This window comes from Streptomyces sp. NPDC058758 (assembly GCF_042746075.1).
Classification (GTDB): domain Bacteria; phylum Actinomycetota; class Actinomycetes; order Streptomycetales; family Streptomycetaceae; genus Streptomyces.
Window position 1 is genome coordinate 1 of the sequence record NZ_JBHYPS010000008.1, and the last position, 21,121, is coordinate 21,121.

A 21,121-nucleotide genomic window follows, 5' to 3' on the forward strand; every position below is an offset into this window, starting at 1 on the left:
GCCGGCCTATGGTGCCCCGCGCGGCCCCCGCTGCGGTCCCCCCCGCCTCGCCGGGCCCGCACCCCACGCCACCACGGGGGGGGGGGGGGCCCCCGGGGGGGGGCCCCCCACCCGACCTCCTTCGAACCACTTTCCCTTCCTCTGGAGACGTACTGATGCCTCTACGCGGCCGATTGCTCCATCGGCGCATACCCAAGCGAACATTCGGGCCGATCGTCGTGGGCCTCGCCCTCGCCCTGTCGGCGTCGACCGTCCAGGCGGTGCCCGCTCTCGCGGAACCCGCCGCCGGCACCACCCAGCGGCCCGGCGTCCAGGACTTCGGCGACCCCGTCGAAGGAACCGGGGCCACGGCCAGGAAGCGGCCGGCCAATGCCACGGCGAAGGCCGCGGTCAAGGAGCTGGACAAGCCCGTCTGGCCGGGCGCCGGCAGTGCCGAGGTCGCCGTGCCCGCGACCGGTGCGGCCGCTGCCGTCCGGGTGGGCGGACTTCCGGTCACCGTCACCGCCCCGAAGGCGGCGGCGCAGCGCTCCGCCGCCTCCCCGGCGGCCCGCCAGGGAGCGGACAGCCGGGCCGAGCGGCCGTCGAAGATCAAGGTCGACGTCCTGGAGCCCGGCCGCGCCGCGCGCCTCGGCGCCGGCGCCCTGCTGCGCGTCCAGCGGACCGACCGCGCCGCCGACGGCGGCCAGGTCCGGCTGAGCGTCGGCTACTCCGGCTTCGCCGAGGGCTTCGGCGGCAGCTACGGCTCCCGCCTGCGGCTCGTCGAGCTGCCCGCCTGCGCGGCGGTCGCCGACCCGGGCACCGCCGCCTGCCCCGACCTGCCCAAGCCCCTGAAGACGCTGAACGACACGCGGACCGGGACGGTCTCGGCGGACGTCACCGTCCCCTCGGACGCCCCCCTGTCGGCCGCGAAGACCACCGCGGACGCCGTGAGCGGCACCATGGTGGCCCTGGCCTCCGGGAACTCCTCCGCCCAGGGCGACTACGCGGCCACGCCGCTCGCCCCCTCGGCGAAGTGGAACGTCGCCGCGTCCTCCGGCGGCTTCTCCTGGTCGTACCCCCTGCGCACCCCGCCGACCCCGGGCGGCCTGGTGCCGACCGTCGGACTCGGCTACTCCTCGCAGTCCGCCGACGGACGCACCTCCGACACCAACAACCAGGGCTCCTGGATCGGCGAGGGCTTCTCGTACGAGGCCGGCTACATCGAGCGGCGCTACAAGCCCTGCTCCCAGGACGGCCAGAAGACGTCCGCCGAGCAGTGCTGGGCCTTCGACAATGCCACCGTCATGCTCAACGGCACCTCCACGGAGCTGATCCGGGGCGACGCCGACGGGAAGTGGCGCTTCGCGGCCGACGACGGGGCCACCGTGGAGAAGGCCGTCGGCGCCCCCAACGGCGACGACAACGGTGAGTACTGGAAGATCACCACGACCGACGGCACCGAGTACTACTTCGGCAAGAACCGCCTGCCGGGCTGGACGACCGGCAAGGAGGAGACCTCCTCCGTCTGGACCACGCCGGTCTTCGGCGACGACTCGGGCGAGCCCTGCTACAACGCGACGTTCGCGAGCGCCTGGTGCCAGCAGGCCTGGCGCTGGAACCTCGACTACGTCAAGGACCGCCAGGGCAACGTCATGTCGTACTACTACGGCAAGGAGGTGAACCACTACGCCCTCAACGGCAAGACCGACGTCAACGGCACCCCCTACACCGCCGGCGGCTGGGTCAAGCGCGTCGACTACGGCCAGCGCGAGGCGAGCCTCTACACCACGCCCGCACCCGCCAGGGTCGTGTTCGGCACGAAGGAACGCTGCCTGCCGACCACGGACTTCACCTGCGCGCCGGCCGACTTCAAGCCCGCCAACGCGGCCCACTGGCCGGACGTCCCGATGGACCGGTACTGCGCGCCGAGCACCAAGTGCAACGCCACGCAGGTGGCGGCGTCCTTCTGGACCCGCCAGCGGCTGGTCTCGGTCACCACGCAGATCCGCAAGGACGCCACGACCTACGAGGACGTGGACGCCTGGCTCCTGACCCACCAGTTCACCGACAACGGCGACCAGTCGAAGACCCTCTGGCTGTCCAGGATCGACCACGAGGGCCGCAAGGGCGGCGTGGCCAAGGTCCCCTCGGTCGAACTCATCGGCACCCAGCTGGCCAACCGCGTGGACGGCATCGGCGAGAGCATCGCCCCCTTCCACCGCTTCCGGCTCTCCACGATCCTGAGCGAGACCGGTTCGCAGCTGGACGTCAACTACGCCCCGGCGGATTGCGCCAAGGCGTCCCTGCCCGCTCCCGGCTCGTCCACCCGGCGCTGCTACCCGGTCGTCTGGTCCCCGCCGGGATACATCGACCCGATCACCGACTGGTTCCACAAGTACGTGGTGTACCGGGTCATCGAGACCGACCGCACCGGAGGCGCCCTCGAGCAGGTCACCCAGTACGACTACGAGGGCGACGCGGCCTGGCGCAAGGCCGAGCCCGACGGCCTCACCGAGGACAAGTACCTCACCTGGGGCGGCTGGCAGGGCTACGGCAAGGTCAAGGTGACGACGGGCGGCGCCGACAGCCGGCCCACCCGGATCGACTACACCTTCTTCCAGGGAATGGACGGTGACAAGAAGGCGGACGGGACCGTCCGCTCGGAGACCCTCACCGACTCCGAGGGCGGCACCTACACCGACCACAAGGAGTTCACCGGCCAGGAGCTGGAGGTCGCCACCTACGACGGCGACAAGCTCGTCTCCAAGACCATCAACACCCCGATGCGGCACTACACTGCGACGGACACCAACCCCTGGGGCACCACCCACGCCTCCTTCACCAAGGTCGTCAAGAGCCGCGGCTACACGGTCACCGAAGGGGGTGACGGGCGCCGCGAGACCGAGACGAACACCAAGCACGACCTCGACAACGGCGGCCGGGTGTACGAGTCCGAGGACCTCGGAGACCTGTCCACGACCGCGGACGACACCTGCACGCGGACGTCCTACGTGGACAACGCCACCGCCAACCTCCGCTCCCTGACCTCGCGGGTCGAGACGGTCTCCGTCAAGTGCGCGACCACGCCCGACCGCAGGACCGCGGTGATCTCGGACGAGCGGACCTCGTACGACGGCCTCGCCTTCGGCGCCGCCCCCACGGTGGGCAACGCCACCAGGACCGAGCGGATGACCTCCCACAACGGGACCACCGCCACCTACCAGGTCACGGGCACGACCACCTACGACGGCTTCGGCCGGCCGACGTCCCAGACGGACGCCGCGGGCGCCGAGACGAAGACCGCGTACACCGACGTGAACGGCCTCATCTCCCAGGTGAAGGTCACGAACGCGCTCGGACACGTCACCACCACCGACTACGCCCCCGCCTGGGGCCAGGCACGGGGCCAGACCGACCCGAACGGCCGGCGCACCGACCTCGACCGGGACCCGCTCGGACGGCTCACCTCGGTCTGGCTGCCGGACCGCTCCAAGTCCACGGGCATGACCCCGAGCATCAAGTACTCGTACGCCTTCCGCCTCGACAAGCCGGTCTACGTCAAGACCGAGAAGATCGAGAGCGACGGCTCGTACGGAGCCGAGTACCAGCTGTACGACAGCATGCTGCGCCCCCGCCAGCTCCAGACCGAGGGCCCCGACGGCACCCGCATGGTGGCCGACACCTTCTACACGCCCACGGGCAAGATCGAGAAGGTCAACGCCACGTACAACGCGGCGGGCGCCGCCTCCGGCGAACTGCTGATCGTCCGCAACGGCGACGTCGGCGCGCAGACCCGGTACGAGTACGACGGCCTGGGCCGGACCACGGCGGAGATCTTCGCGGTCTCCGGCGGCGAGCAGTGGCGCACGACGTACATCCACGGCGGCGACCGCGTGCACATCGACCCGCCGGTGGGCGGCACGCCGACCACGACCCTGACCGACGCGCAGGACCGCGCCACGGAGGTGCGCCACTACAAGGGCGCGTCCCCGGTGCCGTCGGCCCCGGCGACGGGCTACGACACGACCAGGTACGCATACACGCCCGCCGGCGCCCTGAGCAAGCTCACCGACGCCGCCGGCAACACCTGGACGTACACCTACGACCAGCTCGGGCGCCTCAAGGAGGCCGTCGACCCGGACTCCGGCAAGCGCTCGACGACCTACGACGCGGTCGACCGCCCGGTGTCCGTCACGGACGCCCGCGGCAAGACGGTGTCGACGGTCTACGACAAGCTCGGCCGACCGGTCACGACCTGGGAAGGCGCTCCGGACACCGGAACCAAGCTGACGGAGCAGCGCTACGACAAGGCCGGCTGGCTCGGCCGGCAGTGGGCCTCGCAGCGCTTCGTCAACGCGACGGAGTACTTCGCCACGATCGTCCAGGAGATGGACGAGTTCTACCAGCCGATGAAGACGGCCTACACGGTCCCCGCGTCCTCGGGCACGGGCCTGGCGGGCACCTACGTCTTCGGCAGCGCCTGGAACCGGGACGGCACCAAGCAGAGCGACTCGCTCCCGGCGGCCGGCGGGCTCACCGCCGAGACGCTGGCCTACGGCTACGACGCCATCCAGCGCCCGACGACCATGACGGGCACGACCCCCTACGTCACCAACACCATCTGGTCCGGCCGGACCCTGCTCCAGCAGCTGGAACTCCACACCGGCGGCAAGCAGACCTGGCAGACCTTCGAGTACGAGGCCGGCACCGACCGCCTCAAGCGGGCGACGGTGGACGTCTACGGCTCCACCACCGGCCCCGCGAAGCTGTCCAACTACTCCTACGACCAGATCGGCAACGTCCGGTCCATCGCCGACACCGCCGGTGCCGGCGCGCCCGACCTCCAGTGCTTCGCCCACGACTACCAGAACCGCATGACGGAGGCGTGGACGCCCGCGACCACCAAGGAAGCGGCGGAAGCGGCGGGCACCGTCGGCAGCCAGGTCCCGGTCTCCGGCTCCGGGCCGGCCGCCTGCGCCCAGGCGCCCGGCAGCACCGCCCTGGGCGGTCCGGCGCCGTACTGGAACTCGTACACCTTCGACGCGGTCGGCAACCGCCTGTCCGAGACCGCGCACCACACCGGTCTCGACGCGACGAAGGACGTGAAGCGCACCTTCACCTACAAGGCGGGCACGCACCAGGTCCAGAGCGTCCTGGAGAAGACCCCGACGGGTGAGCAGCAGTACTCCTACGGCTACGACGCCGCAGGCAACACCACCACCCGCACGATCGGGGGCGACACCCAGACCCTGCAGTACGACGCCTTCGGCAAGGTCATCCGGAACAGCGAGCCGGACGACGTCACCACCCCCGCGCAGAACGAGGCGTCGGAGACGACCTTCCTGTACGGCGCCGACGGCAGCCGCATCCAGCGCAAGGACGCGACCGGCACCACGGTCTACCTGCCGGGCATGGAGCTGCGCCTCGACGCCGGGACCACCACGGCGAAGGCCACGCGGTACTACTCCTTCGCCGGCCAGACCGTCGCGATGCGCGACTCCGCCGGCAAGGTGTCGTTCCTCGCGTCGGACCACCACGGGACGGGCGAGCTGGCGATCGACGCCGTGACCGGCGCGGTCACCCAGCGGCGCAGCGACCCGTACGGCAAGGACCGGGGCACCCCGCAGGGGACCTGGCCGGGGGAGAAGGGCTTCGTCGGCGGCACGATCGACGCGTCGACCGGCCTGACGACCATCGGCGCCCGTGAGTACGACTCGTTCCTGGGCAAGTTCATCACCCCGGACCCGGTCGTCGACACCAACGACGCCCAGCAGCTCAACGCCTACGCCTACGCCCACAACCGCCCGGTGACCTCCAGCGACCCGACGGGCCTGTACGACCCGGAGGAGCGGGCCCACTGTCAGAGGCACCCGAGCAGCTGCTCGGGCGGAAAGGTCAAGACGGACCAGACGCCGGACGAGAAGGAGGAGGCCGACGCCACGGACGACGTCAACAACGCGCAGAAGGACGTCGACGCGGCGGAACAGCAGGTCAGCGGCGCCAAGGAGAAGGTCAAGGGCGCGGCCAAGGAGATCACCAAGATCCTCATGGACCAGCTCGGCATCACCGCCGGTCTGGACTGCTTCGCCAGCGGTGACCTCGGCGCCTGCGGCGAGACGGCCCTCAACATCGCGGGCAGCTTCGCGGGCGGCATCGCCGGCAAGATCCTTGCCAAGTACGGCGCTCCGTGGCAGTGGGGCAAGGCTGCCCAGCTGATCAAGCGCGTGGTCGGCCTCGCGGGCGACCTGGTCGACGGCGCCAAGGCGTGGTGGGACGCTTCGAAGACGGTCAAGAAGGCCAAGGGAGCCCTGGACAAGGCGAGGAACAGGCTCAAGGGCCTGTGTCCCACCCGGCACAGCTTCCTACCCGGCACTGCCGTTCTCTTGGCTGACGGACGTACGAAGAAGATCGAAGACGTCGACGTCGGCGACGAGATCACCACGACGGATCCGTCCACCGGCAAGACGGTGACGCGCACGGTGGTCGGCACCATCGTCACCGAGGACGACAAGGACTTCGTCGACCTCACCGTCACCGCGAAGGACGGAAAGAACTCGTCCCTCGTCTCGACGGTCACCCACCCCTTCTGGGTGGAGAACGAGAAGCGCTTCGTCGAGGCCGGCGACCTGAAGCCCGGCATGCTCCTGCGCACCCCGCAGGGCCGGACCCTCCCGGTGACGGACCTCCGCTTCTTCACGGAACGCCAGCGCACCCACGACCTCACGGTCGACGACGTGCACGCCTACTATGTGCTGGCGGGGCCGATTCCGGTACTGGTCCATAACTGCAACGGAAGGGACCCCAGTACTGGAGGGCTCGATGACGACACCTACGACCGGATAGATGCTGCACACGGCCCGGACGTGGCCGACGGTGTCGATTACCAGGTGCAGAGGATGCATGACGGATCCTCGACTGCCGCAGATCACGATCTCCCTGGTATCGGGCACGACCCTGATGCGCTGGCTTCCTACTTCGCGTCGTGGCGAGGCAAAATGACGCACAAGGATACCAAGACCGGATCGAGTGTGGCGTACGACTCCAGTCGGGGCGTGTTGATTGTGCAGACCGGCCGCAACATCCACGGCTTCAAGTACAGTCAGGGCGCCTTCGAGAGCGGGAGGTATGTGACGCCATGAGGATAAAGGTTGCAGCCACGGTGACTCGCGGCGGAGCCTTCTTGCGGCTGACACCGGTGCAAAAGCAGTTGATCTGCGAAACGCTTATGTTCCACGCGGACCGCCCCGACGGCGATAGTTCTTCGATTGTCCGTATCGGTGTCGATCGGGAAAGCGCCGCGGAGATGATGAAGAAGGTCTCCGGGCCGAATGCAGAGTTCCGGCTCGATGAGATTCACGTGCTGTTTGCGGCACTGACTTCCGCTCCGGTCATGATTCCTTCCGAAGAAGCGTTCCATGAAAGAGTCGGCTTCTTCCGGGAGCAGGCATTCGCTTTGGCCGGCGGGTTGGTGAGTGCCCTCGGGCCCGCGCCCGAGGGGGGCGGAGAGCTTTCCGGGCGCGCTTGACCGGGGGCTCTGTCCCCATGCGGTCCCGTGAGGGCACGTAAACGCACATGGGGAGCCCCGCCAGGCACGCCCTGGCGGGGCTCCCGCGGTTCGCGGCTGCCGCCGCCCGCCACCCCGGTTTGACCTCGTCAAGCCGGGGCCCGTACGGTAGACCGTCGGCGTGTCTGTGATGCGCCGCGCCTCTGAGCATCCCCCTCCCGCCTCGCGGGAGAGGCCGCTCGTCCGATCCGGTTCGCCGTGGGCTCCTGCAGCTCGCGCGTGGGCGGCTGGCGTCAGAGGTCCCCATTACCGAGTGAGAGAGAGATCCGCGTGTACGCCATCGTGCGCAGCGGTGGTCGCCAGCACAAGGTTGCTGTCGGCGACATCGTTGAGGTTGACAAGATTTCCACCGCCAAGCCCGGCGACACGGTCGAGCTCTCGACCCTGCTCGTCGTCGACGGCGACGCCGTGACCAGCGACCCGTGGGTCCTGGCCGGCATCAAGGTCCAGGCCGAGGTCGTGGACCACACCAAGGGCGCCAAGATCGACATCCTGCGCTACAAGAACAAGACCGGCTACCGCCGTCGCCAGGGTCACCGTCAGCAGTACACGGCGATCAAGGTCACGTCCATCCCGACGGCCGCGAAGTAAAGAGGGACTGAGCAATGGCACACAAGAAGGGCGCATCGTCCACCCGGAACGGTCGCGACTCCAACGCCCAGCGGCTCGGCGTGAAGCGCTTCGGCGGTCAGGTCGTCAACGCGGGTGAGATCCTGGTCCGCCAGCGCGGCACCCACTTCCACCCGGGCTCGGGTGTCGGTCGCGGTGGCGACGACACGCTGTTCGCCCTGCAGGCCGGTTCGGTGCAGTTCGGCACCTTCCGCGGCCGCAAGGTCGTGAACATCGTCCCGGTCGCCTGATCGGACGCTTTGCGGAGGCGGACCTCACTTCCCGGCAGGGAAGCGGGTCCGCCTTTCGCGTGTTACTAGATAGACAATCCCGTACATAGCTTTTCTGTACATCGCATTTCTGGAGGCACAGAACCATGACCACCTTCGTGGACCGCGTCGAGCTGCACGTCGCCGCGGGTAACGGGGGCCACGGCTGCGCCTCCGTCCATCGCGAGAAGTTCAAGCCGCTCGGCGGCCCCGACGGCGGCAACGGCGGACGCGGCGGCGACGTGATCCTGGTCGTCGACCAGTCGGTCACCACCCTGCTCGAGTACCACCACTCGCCGCACCGCAAGGCCACCAACGGCAAGCCCGGCGAGGGCGGCAACCGCGCGGGCAAGGACGGCCAGGACCTCGTCCTGTACGTGCCCGACGGCACCGTCGTCCTCGACAAGCAGGGGAACGTCCTCGCGGACCTCGTCGGCCACGGCACGACGTACGTCGCCGCCCAGGGCGGCCGCGGCGGCCTCGGCAACGCGGCGCTGGCCTCGGCCCGCCGCAAGGCCCCCGGCTTCGCGCTGCTCGGCGAGCCCGGCGACCTCGACGACATCGTCCTGGAGCTGAAGACCGTCGCCGACGTGGCGCTCGTCGGCTACCCCAGCGCCGGCAAGTCCTCGCTGATCTCCGTCCTCTCGGCCGCCAAGCCGAAGATCGCGGACTACCCCTTCACCACCCTGGTCCCGAACCTCGGCGTGGTGACGGCCGGTTCGACCGTCTACACCATCGCCGACGTCCCCGGCCTCATCCCCGGCGCCAGCCAGGGCCGCGGCCTGGGCCTGGAGTTCCTGCGCCACGTCGAGCGCTGCTCGGTCCTCGTCCACGTCCTCGACACGGCGACGCTGGAGTCCGACCGCGACCCGCTCAGCGACCTCGACGTCATCGAGGAGGAGCTGAAGCAGTACGGCGGCCTCGACGACCGCCCGCGCATCGTCGTCCTCAACAAGATCGACATCCCGGACGGCCAGGACCTCGCGGACATGATCCGCCCGGACCTGGAGGAGCGCGGCTACCGCGTCTTCGAGGTCTCCGCGGTCGCCCGCACCGGTCTGAAGGAGCTCTCCTTCGCCCTCGCCGACATCGTCGGGAAGGCCCGCGCCGCGAAGCCGAAGGAGGAGGCGACCCGCATCGTCATCCGTCCGAAGGCCGTCGACGACGCAGGCTTCACCGTCACGTACGACGAGCAGGAGGAGGTGTACCGGGTGCGCGGCGAGAAGCCGGAGCGCTGGGTCCGCCAGACCGACTTCAACAACGACGAGGCCGTCGGCTACCTCGCGGACCGCCTCAACCGCCTCGGCGTCGAGGACGCCCTCCTCAAGGCGGGCGCCCGCGCCGGCGACGGCGTCGCCATCGGTTCCGAGGAGAACGCGGTCGTCTTCGACTGGGAGCCCACCCTCATGGCCGGCGCCGAGATGCTCGGCCGGCGCGGCGAGGACCACCGCCTGGAGGCCCCCCGTCCCGCCGCCCAGCGCCGCCGCGACCGCGACGCCGAGCGGGACGAGGCGCAGCGCGAGTACGACGACTTCAACCCGTTCTAGCGGGACCGGCCCCCGGCGGGGGCCCGTTCCCGTCCAGCGAGGAACCCCCGCTCGGCCAGGCCGGGCGGGGGTTCCTCGCTGTGTGTGGGGGGGCGTCAGCCGGCGCGGATGTCGCGGAGCCGGGTGATGCGGGGGGCGCCGTCCAGGCCCATCGTCACCGAGACCGGGGTGCCGGTGCCGACGGTCAGGGCCGCCGCCGTGCCGACCGTGAGCAGGGGCGTCCGGGTGCCCACCGCCGAGGTCCGGCCGCCGGAGATCTCGTACGCCAGGTCCTCCCTGAGACCGGCGGGGACGGCCATGACGCCGCCGCCCGCGGCCGCCGTGCGGCCGTCGACCAGGCTGACCCGGCCGTATCCGGCCATCTGCGGCTTCGCCACGGTGGTCCACCGCTTGGCGCGTCCGGCGGCCAGCCGCTCGATGATCACCTCGTCGCTGGCGACGCTCCGGTAGCCGAGCAGCACCGAGCCGTCCGGCGCGGTGATCGCGTCCGGGACGTCGCCGGGCTGGTGGGCGAAGCGGCGGGTGCCCTTGCGCAGGTCGCCGGACGGGGTGCGCTGGCTCCAGTGCTCGACCCAGTTGGCGGAGGTGCCGAAGAGGTGGATGAGACCGCGCCCGTCGACCGTCGCCGTCAGTCCCTCCTGTATGCGTCCGGCCGGCAGCGTCGTCCAGGGGCTCCACGTGCCGTCGGTCCCCAGGACCCGGGTGCTGACGCTCTTGGCGCCGTTGCGCGCGAAGACGTGGACCCGGCCGTCGGAGCCGAGCACCGCCGTCGGAGGGCCCGTCAGCCGGCTCCGCCACGTGCGGCTCTCGGGGGAACCGAGGCCGACCCAGGAGCTCTCGAACGCGCCGCCCGCGGTCTGCTGGCGCAGCATCACGATCTCGCGCCGGTTCTCCCCGGCGGCCCCCTCCAGGGCGGAGAAGCGCAGGGCGAAGACCAGGTCCCTGCCGTCCTTCGTCCGCACCACGGATATGGAGGGGGCGAGCGGGCCGCCGCCGAGGTCCTCGGGCGGGCTCTGCCGGCCGGAGAGGTCCCCCGTCCAGCGCGCCAGCCGGGTGCCGAGGACGCCGTACACGGTCAGCGCGCCGTCGGTCCCGGCCACCGCCTTGGGGCCGGAGTTGGGGTAGCGCCGGTGGGTGGAGCGCGCCCACCCCTTCATCGACCGGAGGACCGCGTCCTGGCCGAAGGCGTAGTCGCCGCAGCCGGACGCGTTCCCGCACTCCCACGAGGGGTCGCCGCCGTAGGCGTTGAGGTACAGCGCCTTCAGCGCGACGGTCGCCGGCGGCAGGTTCTTCGGCCAGCGCTGGTTGTAGTAGCCCCGGAAGGACTCCGTCTGGAAGGCGGGCGCCTGCGTGCCCCGCCCGGTCCGCCCGCCCCACTCGGCGAGCGCGCGCCAGGCGAACAGGCCGGCCGCGGTGTGGTCCGGGTGGTCGGAGAAGCCGGGCTGGTCGCTGCCGCGCGGATGGCGCTCGTCGTGGACCTGCGTGTCCGGGTCCGGGTCGAGGGTGCGGACCAGGGTGGGCCTGCGCCGGGACAGCAGGAAGACGAGCGTCTCGATGAGGTCCTTGCGCGTGTACGTGTACTTCTGCCGCACCGTGGACTCGGGCGCCGGCTGGGTGGGGAGCGACACGCCCGGGGTGCTCCACAGCTTCGTCAGGTTGACGACCCGGTCGCCGTTCTTGGCGTGCATCCGCAGGTTGAGGAAGATCAGCTCGGCCGACCGGCCGCCGTACTCGAGCCGGTTGACCTCGGCGGACCGGCCGCCCGGCAGGAGGAGCACGGAGCGTTCCCACGGGGTGAACAGCCGGGCTCCCAGCATCAGCGCGTAGGCCTGGCGCAGGCCCTGCTGGCGCGAGGATATGTAGGCCGGTATGTCCGGTTCCGGGGTCGGCCGGCCCGGGACGCCGTTCACGCCGAAGGAGCCGCCGTCCGTCACGTACACGGAGGTCACGGGAATGCCCGCGGAGATGTTCTGGACGACGTCCGGGTTCATGAAGAACAGGTCGTCGTCCGGGTGCGCCACGATCTGCACGACCGCGGGCGCGCCGGCCGTCGCGAAGCCCTCCCGGGTCTCGGCGGCGGCCAGCCGGCGGACCGGCGTGCGGCCCCCGGCGTCCCCCGTCGCCTGGGCCGGGACGCGCGGGGCCGGGGCCGGGGCCGTCGTGCTCCCGCAGCCGCTGACGACTCCGGCCACCGTGGCGGCGGCGGTCGAGGCCAGCAGTGTGCGCCGTGACAGCGTGGCGTCGGCGAACGAACTCCAGCGTCCCATTTCTCCCCGTTGCTTCCTGTGTGGTCCATGGCAAGGATCCCTTGAGGAAGAGGGTGAAAAAGCCATCAGGGGTTCACTTGGGCACGTGATTGCGGTCACGCTGTGATCGCCGGGGGGTGACTTGCCAATGCTTCTGCCCCCTTGACACTATGTGGCGCTGACTGTCAGTCCAGAGTGGAAGCGCGGGATTCGTCGTGAGTGACTCACTGCTGCCCTATGCGGTGGGTGCCGCCAACCGAGCCCGCCGGGTCGCCGTCCGGATGCGCCGCCGCGTCGAACGCCTCCACACGGCCCCCGCCTTCGCCAGCGGGATCCGTCCCCGCCCGGCCCTCAAGGCCGTCCACCTCTCCGTCCTCGGCGGACGGACCCTCAACGTCGCCCTCCTCGCCCCGCCGGCCGTCGACGTCACCGCCGCCCGCCTGGAGTTCGCGCGCGGCGGGCGCCACCACCGGCTCGACCTCGACGTGGAGCCGCAGGGCGACGGCACCCGCCTCCTCACCGCCACCACGGCCCTGCGGTACACGGACCGCACCGACCTCCCCGACAGCCCCGGCGACCACGGCCCCGGCCGCGCCGGCGTGGCCCTCGCGGGAGGCCTCTGGCGCATCGGCGTGGTGCTCACCGGCGCCGACGGGCGCGAGGTGCGCGCCGGAGTCGGCGCCGTCGCGCTTCCCGCGACCGACGGCCCGACGGCCCCCGTCTCGCCCTCCCCCGACAGCGGCGCCCACTTCCGGATCATGCGCTCGGTCGACGGCTTCGCCGTCCTGAAGGTGCGCGCCCCCGTGCACCAGGCCGAGCTCGACCGCTTCGACCTCCGCTGGGACCGCATCGTCGTCCACGGCCGGCTCATCGGCCGCCAGGGACCGACCTCCGCCTACACCGCCCAGGCCGTCCGCCGCGGCGGCGGTACGGTGGTCCAGGCCGCCCCCCTGGAGTGGGAGGGCGACTCGTTCACCTTCGACGTACCCCTGGCCGAGATGGTGGCCGGCGGGCGCTCGTACCGCTGGGACATGCAGCTCCAGCACGGGCGCACCGGCCTCAAGATCGGCCGCAGGCTCACGGACGTGAGGCGGCGCCATCAGGTGATCCGCACCACGTTCAGGATCATCGCCCTGGAAGACGGCACGCTCCTCCGAGCGCATGCCTACATCACGTCGGCCGGAGCGCTCGCCGTTTCCTGCGTCGCGTTCGAAGGCGCCCCCGACGGCGCAGAGGAAGTCGCATGAAGATCACCATCCTGCTCACCTGGGGCGATGCGATGGGCGGCACCGAGATGGCTGCCTACACCCAGGCCGCCCAGCTGATGCCGCGCCACGAGGTCGAGATCCTCAGCGTCTTCAAGACCGCTGAGGAGCCCTTCCTGCCGGAGGCCAAGAGCCTGCCCGTCCGCTACCTGGTGGACCGCACCGGCCGCGCCCCGCGCCCGGTCCGCGAGACCTCCCTCACCCCGGAGGAGTGCGCGGCCCTCGCCAAGCTGCCCAGCGACCTCATCGCGCCGTCCTGGGAGCCCACCTTCGACCGGCTCTCCGACATCGAGATGACGGCCGCCCTCTCGGGCCTCGACACCGACGTCCTCGTGACGACCACCCCGGCCCTCATGGCCGCGGCCGTCAAGCTCGTCCCCTCCTCGGTGGCCACCGTCCACCAGGAGCACCGCGTCTCCCAGCTGCGCGGCGCCACCGGCGAGCCGCTGCTCACCCACGCCCCGCAGCTCGACGCGCTGGTCTCGCTCACCGAACTGACCACCGACTGGTTCGCCGAGTCCCTCGGCGCCTCCGCGCCCAAGCTGGCCACGATCCCGAACGCGATGCCCGACGGCTACCGTCCGCGCTCCGACCTCGGCTCCAAGACCATCGTCGTGGCCGGCCGCATGGTGCCGGAGAAGCAGCTCGACCACGCCGTCCAGGCCTTCGCCGAGCTCGCCGACGCGTACCCGGACTGGCGGCTGCGGCTCTTCGGCGACGGCCCCCAGCTGGTCAACCTGCGCCGCCTCGTCGAGAGCCTCGGCGTGCACGACAGGGTCGAACTCGTCGGCCGCAGCCAGCAGATGGCCGAGGAGTGGGCGAAGGCGGCGATCTGCCTGATGCCGTCCCGCGTCGAGTCCTTCGGGCTCGTCATGCTGGAGGCGTTCACCGCCGGCGTCCCGGTCGTCGCGTACGACGCGCTGACCGGCCCCTCCCAGATCGTCCGCCACGAGGTGGACGGCCTCCTCGTGCCCGCCGACGACGTCGCCTCGCTCGGCGCGGCCATGTCCCGGCTGATGGGCGACGACGAGCTGCGCGCCGCCTACGGCGCCGCCGCCCGCACCGGAGCGCGGGAGCGTTTCGCCCCCGAGGTCGTCAACGCGCAGTGGGACGAGCTGTTCACCGCCCTCCGGGCCGAGCCGGAGGCGGCCCGCGCCGCCGCCCGCGCCGACCGGACGGCCCGCCGCATCGCCGCCGGGGGGAGCAAGAGCTTCGCCGTCTCCGCCCCGATCAGCAAGCTCGCGCCCTCCGCCGACGAGCAGAAGGCCCGTGAGGTCATCCTCCAGGCCCAGGACCGCAAGTCCCTGGTGCGCTCCGCGGGCCGCCTCGCCGAGGTGCGCGACGACGTCCCCGCCTGGCGCATAGGGCAGATCAACCTGGAGATCAGCGCCGAGGCCCTCGAACGGCACGACGTGCCCTTCGTCCTGCTGCACGACCCCTCGACCGTCAGCCACCGCCTCGCCGTCAAGGACACCGACCGCGAGCGCGCGCTGCGGGCCCTCGGCACCGAGCTGCACGGCAAGCCCGTCTACGCCGAGCTGGTCGCGCCGAAGACCGCCGCCCCCGGCGCGCGCCTCGCGGAGACGCTGACCGCCGCCCCCGAGGTCGCCGCCGTACGGATCTTCAAGCCGATCGTCAGCGACAGCCGGATCCTCCGGTACGGCCCGGTCTACGGCTGCAGCGTCGAGTTCTGGCCCCAGGAGGAGGCGGAGCCGCGCTGGTACACCGCGCCCCGCGGCACCACCCTGGTCGGCCCGCGGCTCCCCTCGCTCGACGGCACCGCCCGGATCACCGTCGGCGACCGCGAGTACCCGACGGTCGAGGTCCTGACCAAGCGCCTCATGTGGGACGTCGACTTCCCGATCGACGCCGTCTACACCTGGGTGGACGACACCGACCCGGCGTGGCGCGCGAAGCGCGACGCCGCCCGCCAGGAGGCCGGGCTCGCCACCGACGACGCCCAGTCCGGCGACGTCCGCTTCCGCAACCGCGACGAGCTCCGCTACTCGCTCCGGTCGCTCTCGACGCACGCCCCCTGGATCCGCAAGGTCTTCCTGGTGACGGACGACCAGGTGCCGTCCTGGCTGGACGCCGAGCACCCGGACATCCAGGTGGTCAGCCACCGCGAGATCTTCGGGGACCCGTCCTGGCTGCCGACGTTCAACTCGCACGCCATCGAGTCGCAGCTGCACCGCATCGAGGGGCTCTCCGAGCACTTCCTCTACATCAACGACGACGTCTTCTTCGCGCGTCCGCTCGCACCGAGCAAGTTCTTCCAGTCGAACGGCAACTCGCTCTTCTTCCGCTCGCCGACGGCCGTCCCGCCGGGCGAGGTCACCGAGGAGACCGAGGGCTACTTCGTCGCGGCCAAGAACAACCAGGCGCTCCTGGAGGAGGCGTTCGGCCGGGTCGCCACCCACGGCTTCCTCCACACGCCGCACCCGCTGCGCCGCAGCGTCCTGGAGGAGATCGCCGAGCGGTGGCCCGAGGAGACCGCCCGCACGGCGGCCACGCCGTTCCGCGGCCGGACCGACCTGTCGATCACCTCGTCGCTCCACCACCACTACGCCTACCTGACGGCGAAGGGCTCGCCGGGCGGCATCTCCGCGGCCTACGTCAACATCGGCGACTACAAGCACCACATCGCGCTGAGCCGGCTGCTGGCCGCGCGGCACCGCGACGTCATCTGCATCGGCGAGTCGGCCGAGGCGGAGGTCCCGCTCGACGAGCAGGACCGGGTGCTGCGGGCGTTCCTGGAGGCGTACTTCCCGGTCCGCTCCCCGTACGAGCGCGACTGACCCCTCCCGAGCGCGCACGAAGGGGCGCCCGGACCTCCCCGGTCCGGGCGCCCCTTCGCGCGTCCTGCCGCGCCGCTACTTCTCGTACGGGCTCGGCACCGGGAAGTACGCCTCCAGGAAGGGGGTGATCAGGTCCTTCTGCTCGCCCACCTCCTGCTCCGTGGAGACCGTGTCGTTGACGCAGAAGACGCTCTTGTCCCGCGCCGCGAGGAGCCGGCCGAGCCGGGTCTCGGTCCACGGGTGGGTCAGGTCCAGGTAGGAGTACGGCAGCTGGGAGGGGACCGCGCGGCCGGTGTGGAAGGCGTAGTAGTGGTGCAGCGAGGACGCGATCGAGATGTCGTCGATGCTGCGGAACCTGCTCGCCTCCGTGTGCCGGTACTCGGCGGCGAACTCCGTCTCGATCTCGGTCAGCACGGTCCGGCTCAGCGGATGCGGCATGTGCTTCATCTTCTGGACGAGGACGGCGCCGTACCGCTCCTGGATCAGGCGGCGGTTGTTCTTGCCGGCGGCGGCCACCGGCGGGTCGTCGACGGTCCGCTCGCCGAGCGGCACCAGCGCCGGCGACGGGAAGAACTTGGTGATGCCGTTGGCGTGGAAGAAGTCCCCCGGCGTCACCTCGTTCCCCAGCATCACGTCGTCGTTGAAGTAGAGGAAGTGCTCGGAGAGCCCCTCGATGTGGTGCAGCTGCGACTCGATCGCGTGCGAGTTGAAGGTCGGCAGCACCCCGGGGGAACGGAAGACGTCCTTGTGCGAGACGACCTTCAGGCCCGGGCGGTCCGTGTCCAGCCAGTCGGGGGTCTGGTCGTCGGTCACCAGGTAGACGTTCCGCACCCAGGGGGCGTACATGTGCAGCGAGCGCAGCGAGTAGCGGAGCTCGTCGCGGCTGAGGTAGCGGGCGGCGTTCGCCGCCTCCGCGTGGTAGCCCTCGCCGGAGAACTCGGCGCGCCGCCGCAGCCAGGCCGGGTCCGCGCCGTCCACCCAGGTGTAGACGACGTCGATCGGGAAGGTGACCTCGCCGGTGGGCACGACGGCGGTCTCCGCGCGGGCGGGGACCAGCGGGGCCCCCTCCGTGGAGCGGGGCGCGAGGCTCGTGAAGTACGGCTCCGGGACGGGGACGACCTCGCCGGACGGCGGCAGCACCGTGGCGATCCGCCCGGCGCGCGGGGCGGTCAGCTGCCCCTCCTCCAGCGTCCAGAACTCGACGTCGCAGCCGTACGCGTCCCCGAGCGCCAGCTGGTGCGTGGGGTCCGTGCGGTACCAGGTGAGGCGCACCACGGGGGAGGTGCGCACCCGCTGCCAGCTCGCCTGCTCGAAACCGGGCTCGGACGCGCGGGTGACGGGGTTGTTGCCGCTCACCGGCGCCACGTACCCCGGCAGCCGCCTGCAGGCCTCCGCCAGGGCGGCGAGGACGGCCTCGCGGTCCTCCTCGCGCACGGCCACGGCCGCGGCGGTCTCCGACTGGCCGCGGACGCAGAAGTGCTCGACGCCCGCCGCGGCGAGCGCCTCCAGGACGGCGTCCAGGTTGGCCCGGCGGGCCCGCAGCGGGGTGATGCCCTCGGTGACGAGCGCCACCTTCGGCTCCCGGCCGACGTTGATCACCGCGCGGTCGGCGCCGGCGGTGTAGGCGCCGTAGCGCTTGGCGAGCCGGCCGCCGCGCAGCCGCTCGGCGGCCGCGGTGCCGCTGGCGATGCGCATCTTCACCTTGCGGCGCATGTCGGCGTCGACCTGCGCGACGATGGCCCGCCGCACGCGCTCCGGTACGGCTCGGCGGTAGACCCCAAGCAGCCTGGGTGCCTCGGGATTTCGCACGGGGGTCGGCTCCTTGAACGTGACCGAACGGACGGGTGAACCCGTCCAGTATGACGCGTGGTCCCCACCCCTTCGGGAGCGGTGGCCCCCGGCCGCGCGGGCCAGTCGGTACGGTGGAGTGCCGGTGCAGGGGCACCGCGCGGCCGACCAAGGGGTGTGGTTCAGCATGACCTTTCTGATCACCGGTGGCGCCGGATACATCGGCGCGCACGTGGTCCGGGCCATGACGGCGGCGGGCGAGCGGGTCGTGGTCCTGGACGACCTCTCCACCGGCGACGCGGCCCGGCTCCCGGAGGGCGTGCCGCTGGTGGTCGGCTCCACCCTCGACCGCGAGCTGCTGGACCGGACGCTCGCCGGACACGGCGTCACCGGCGTCGTCCACCTCGCCGGGAAGAAGCAGGTCGGCGAGTCCGTCGAGCTGCCGCTGCACTACTACCGGGAGAACATCGGCGGCCTCACCGTCCTCCTGGAGGCGGTCGCGGCGGCCGGCGTGCGCAGCTTCCTCTTCTCCTCCTCCGCCTCCGTGTACGGCATGCCGGACGTCGACCTCGTCACCGAGGAGACCCCCTGCGTCCCGCTCAGCCCGTACGGCGAGACCAAGCTCGCGGGCGAGTGGCTGGTGCGCGCGACGGGCCGGGCCCACGGCATCGCCACCGCCTGCCTGCGGTACTTCAACGTGGCCGGCGCGGCCTCCCCGGAACTCGCCGACACCGGCGTCTTCAACCTGGTGCCGATGGTCTTCGAGCGGCTCGACGCCGGCGAGGCCCCCCGGATCTTCGGCGACGACTACGCCACCCCGGACGGCACCTGCGTCCGCGACTACATCCACGTCGAGGACCTCGCGGACGCCCATCTCGTCGCCGCCCGCAAGCTCGCCGCGTGGGCCGCGGCCGGGGAGCCGCGCGACCTCACCGTCAACATCGGCCGCGGCGAGGGCGTCTCCGTCACCGAGATGGTCGCCCTGATCAACGAGCTCACGGGGCACACCACCGAGCCCCTCGTCACCCCGCGCCGCCCCGGTGACCCGGCCCGGGTCGTCGCCTCCGCCGACCGCATCGCCGCCGAGCTGGGCTGGAAGGCCCGGCACGACGTACGCGACATGATCGAATCCGCCTGGGCGGGGTGGACCGCCCGCCGCGGCGCGGCCGTCTAGGCTCCGCCGGGCACCGGACGGCCCCCGCGCACGCGCCGCGCGTACGGACACGGGGGCCGTTCGTCGTGCGGGAGCCTCCCCCCGGGCACGTCCCGTTCACCTCCCGGCGATCTGATAGGCCCATGCGAGACCAGCTCGGCCAGATCATCCGCTTCGGCGTGGTGGGCGGGATCAACACCGGCACCTTCTTCGGCTGCTACCTGCTGCTCCACCCCTGGATGCCGTACTTCGCCGCGTACACCCTCGCCTTCCTGCTCAGCATGGTGGGCTCCTTCTTCCTCAACACCTACTTCACCTACCGCACCCGTCCCACCTGGAAGAAGTTCGCCCTCTTCCCCCTCACCAACGTCACCAACTACCTGGTGCAGAGCGCCGGCCTGTACGCGCTCGTCACCTGGGCCGGAACGGACGACCGGATCGCGCCACTCGTGGCCGCCGTCGTCGCCATCCCCTTCACCTACGTGATCTCCCGCCGGATCCTGGTCAGCCGCGGCCCCGGTCCGCAGGACGAAACGGAGGAGCGGCAGCCGTCCCGGCTCGCGTAGATTGCCCCTCGCGACCGTGCCGGGAGCGCACGGAGCCAGAACAGCGAACGAGGACGGCGCAGGTGGCGACGGAGATGGCGACGGTGCAGCAGGACATGAACCGACAGGACGCGACCGCCCCGACCGAGACCGCCCCGTCCGCGACCCCGCCGACCGCGACCGCCCCGTCGGCGGCCCGCCCCTTCGTCACCGAGGCGCGCCGGATCGTCGTCAAGGTCGGCTCCTCCTCCCTCACCACCGCCGCCGGCGGCCTCGACGCGGACCGGGTCGACGCCCTCGTCGACGTCCTGGCCAAGGTCCGCAGCGGCGGCGAGAAGGAGATCGTCCTGGTCTCCTCCGGCGCCATCGCCGCCGGCCTCGCCCCGCTCGGCCTCACCCGCCGCCCCAAGGACCTGGCCCGCCAGCAGGCCGCCGCCAGCGTCGGCCAGGGCCTCCTCGTCGCCCGCTACACCGCCTCCTTCGCCCGCTACGGCGTCCGCGTCGGCCAGGTGCTGCTCACCACCGACGACACCAGCCGCCGCGCCCACTACCGCAACGCCTACCGCACCCTCGACCAGCTCCTCGCCATGGGCGCGCTGCCGGTCGTCAACGAGAACGACACCGTCGCCACCGACGAGATCCGCTTCGGCGACAACGACCGGCTCGCCGCCCTCGTCGCCCACCTCGTCCGCGCCGACCTCCTCGTCCTCCTCTCCGACGTCGACGGCCTCTACGACGGCGACCCCGCCAAGCCCGGCACCTCCCGGATCGCCGAGGTCGGCGGCCCGCAGGACATCGCCCACGTCGAGATCGGCTCGGCCGGCAAGGCCGGAGTCGGCACCGGCGGCATGGTCACCAAGGTCGAGGCCGCCCGGATCGCCGCCGCCGCCGGCATCCCCGTCGTCCTCACCTCCGCCAGCCGCGCCGCCGACGCCCTCGCCGGCCGCGACACCGGCACCTACTTCCAGCGGACCGGCCGCCGCTCCGCCGACCGCCTCCTCTGGCTCGCCCACGCCTCCACCCCGCAGGGCTCCCTCGGGCTCGACGACGGGGCCGTCCGGGCCGTCGTGGAGGGCAAGAAGTCGCTGCTCGCGGCCGGCATCGCCGCCGTCGAGGGCGACTTCGTCGCCGGCGACCCCGTGGAGCTCCGCGACTCCGCCGGCCGCCCCGTCGCCCGCGGCCTCGTCAACTTCGACGCCAAGGAACTCCCCCGGATGCTGGGCCGCTCCACCCACGAACTGGCCAGGGAACTCGGGCCCGAGTACGAGCGCGAGGTCGTCCACCGCGACGACCTCGTCGTCCTCGGCTGAAGCCCGGACCCGGTCGGCGCCGGGCGGCCCCGACCGGGAACCGGAGCG

General features: G+C 71.8%; 12 protein-coding genes. 10 read left to right on the forward strand and 2 right to left on the reverse strand.

The features are described 5' to 3' along the window. The first annotated feature begins 218 nt into the window (after nucleotides 1-218). The 5 genes from ACFW6A_RS12610 (at nucleotide 219) to obgE (ending at nucleotide 9,968) form a co-directional block, all read left to right on the forward strand. On the forward strand, nucleotides 219-7,118 hold the full coding sequence (locus ACFW6A_RS12610) for a polymorphic toxin-type HINT domain-containing protein (protein WP_386640381.1): 6,900 nt from the start codon (nucleotides 219-221) through the stop codon (nucleotides 7,116-7,118). Then, nucleotides 7,115-7,504, forward strand: a complete 390-nt coding sequence (locus tag ACFW6A_RS12615; RefSeq protein WP_386640385.1) for a hypothetical protein — start codon at nucleotides 7,115-7,117, stop codon at nucleotides 7,502-7,504. Before ACFW6A_RS12610 ends, ACFW6A_RS12615 begins: the two co-directional genes overlap by 4 nt. A gap of 309 nt (nucleotides 7,505-7,813) precedes the next feature. Then, nucleotides 7,814-8,134, forward strand: coding sequence for a 50S ribosomal protein L21 (rplU, locus tag ACFW6A_RS12620; protein ID WP_030494089.1), 321 nt, complete (start codon nucleotides 7,814-7,816; stop codon nucleotides 8,132-8,134). 14 nt (nucleotides 8,135-8,148) lie between these two features. After that, the gene (gene rpmA, locus ACFW6A_RS12625) at nucleotides 8,149-8,403 is read left to right on the forward strand and encodes a 50S ribosomal protein L27 (protein WP_030494090.1); all 255 of its coding nucleotides are present in this window, start codon (nucleotides 8,149-8,151) and stop codon (nucleotides 8,401-8,403) included. 125 nt (nucleotides 8,404-8,528) lie between these two features. After that, a complete protein-coding gene (gene obgE / locus ACFW6A_RS12630; RefSeq protein ID WP_351851135.1) occupies nucleotides 8,529-9,968 on the forward strand; it encodes a GTPase ObgE in 1,440 nt (479 codons plus the stop codon). A 95-nt stretch (nucleotides 9,969-10,063) separates the two neighbouring features. Here the strand turns inward: obgE and ACFW6A_RS12635 are convergent, their stop codons facing one another. Beyond that, nucleotides 10,064-12,235, reverse strand: coding sequence for a PIG-L family deacetylase (locus ACFW6A_RS12635; RefSeq protein ID WP_386640388.1), 2,172 nt, complete (start codon nucleotides 12,233-12,235; stop codon nucleotides 10,064-10,066). 194 nt (nucleotides 12,236-12,429) lie between these two features. Here ACFW6A_RS12635 and ACFW6A_RS12640 point away from each other — a divergent pair, with 194 nt between their 5' ends. Together ACFW6A_RS12640 and ACFW6A_RS12645 are read left to right on the forward strand one after the other, a co-directional pair. Beyond that, nucleotides 12,430-13,461, forward strand: coding sequence for a hypothetical protein (locus tag ACFW6A_RS12640; protein ID WP_351851130.1), 1,032 nt, complete (start codon nucleotides 12,430-12,432; stop codon nucleotides 13,459-13,461). Beyond that, on the forward strand, nucleotides 13,458-16,277 hold the full coding sequence (locus ACFW6A_RS12645) for a stealth conserved region 3 domain-containing protein (RefSeq protein ID WP_351851128.1): 2,820 nt from the start codon (nucleotides 13,458-13,460) through the stop codon (nucleotides 16,275-16,277). Before ACFW6A_RS12640 ends, ACFW6A_RS12645 begins: the two co-directional genes overlap by 4 nt. Nucleotides 16,278-16,352: 75 nt before the next feature. Here ACFW6A_RS12645 and ACFW6A_RS12650 read toward each other — a convergent pair whose 3' ends face one another. Beyond that, the gene (locus tag ACFW6A_RS12650) at nucleotides 16,353-18,086 is read right to left on the reverse strand and encodes a stealth family protein (protein WP_386640392.1); all 1,734 of its coding nucleotides are present in this window, start codon (nucleotides 18,084-18,086) and stop codon (nucleotides 16,353-16,355) included. Nucleotides 18,087-18,252: 166 nt separating this feature from the next. Here ACFW6A_RS12650 and galE point away from each other — a divergent pair, with 166 nt between their 5' ends. The 3 genes from galE (at nucleotide 18,253) to proB (ending at nucleotide 21,073) form a co-directional block, all read left to right on the forward strand. Beyond that, on the forward strand, nucleotides 18,253-19,239 hold the full coding sequence (gene galE / locus ACFW6A_RS12655; RefSeq protein ID WP_386483732.1) for a UDP-glucose 4-epimerase GalE: 987 nt from the start codon (nucleotides 18,253-18,255) through the stop codon (nucleotides 19,237-19,239). A 122-nt stretch (nucleotides 19,240-19,361) separates the two neighbouring features. Then, nucleotides 19,362-19,784 carry a GtrA family protein gene (locus ACFW6A_RS12660; protein ID WP_351851120.1) on the forward strand — a complete coding sequence of 141 codons (423 nt, stop codon included), beginning with the start codon at nucleotides 19,362-19,364 and terminating at the stop codon, nucleotides 19,782-19,784. A 62-nt stretch (nucleotides 19,785-19,846) separates the two neighbouring features. After that, on the forward strand, nucleotides 19,847-21,073 hold the full coding sequence (gene proB / locus ACFW6A_RS12665; protein WP_351851117.1) for a glutamate 5-kinase: 1,227 nt from the start codon (nucleotides 19,847-19,849) through the stop codon (nucleotides 21,071-21,073). The last annotated feature ends 48 nt before the right edge of the window (nucleotides 21,074-21,121 follow it).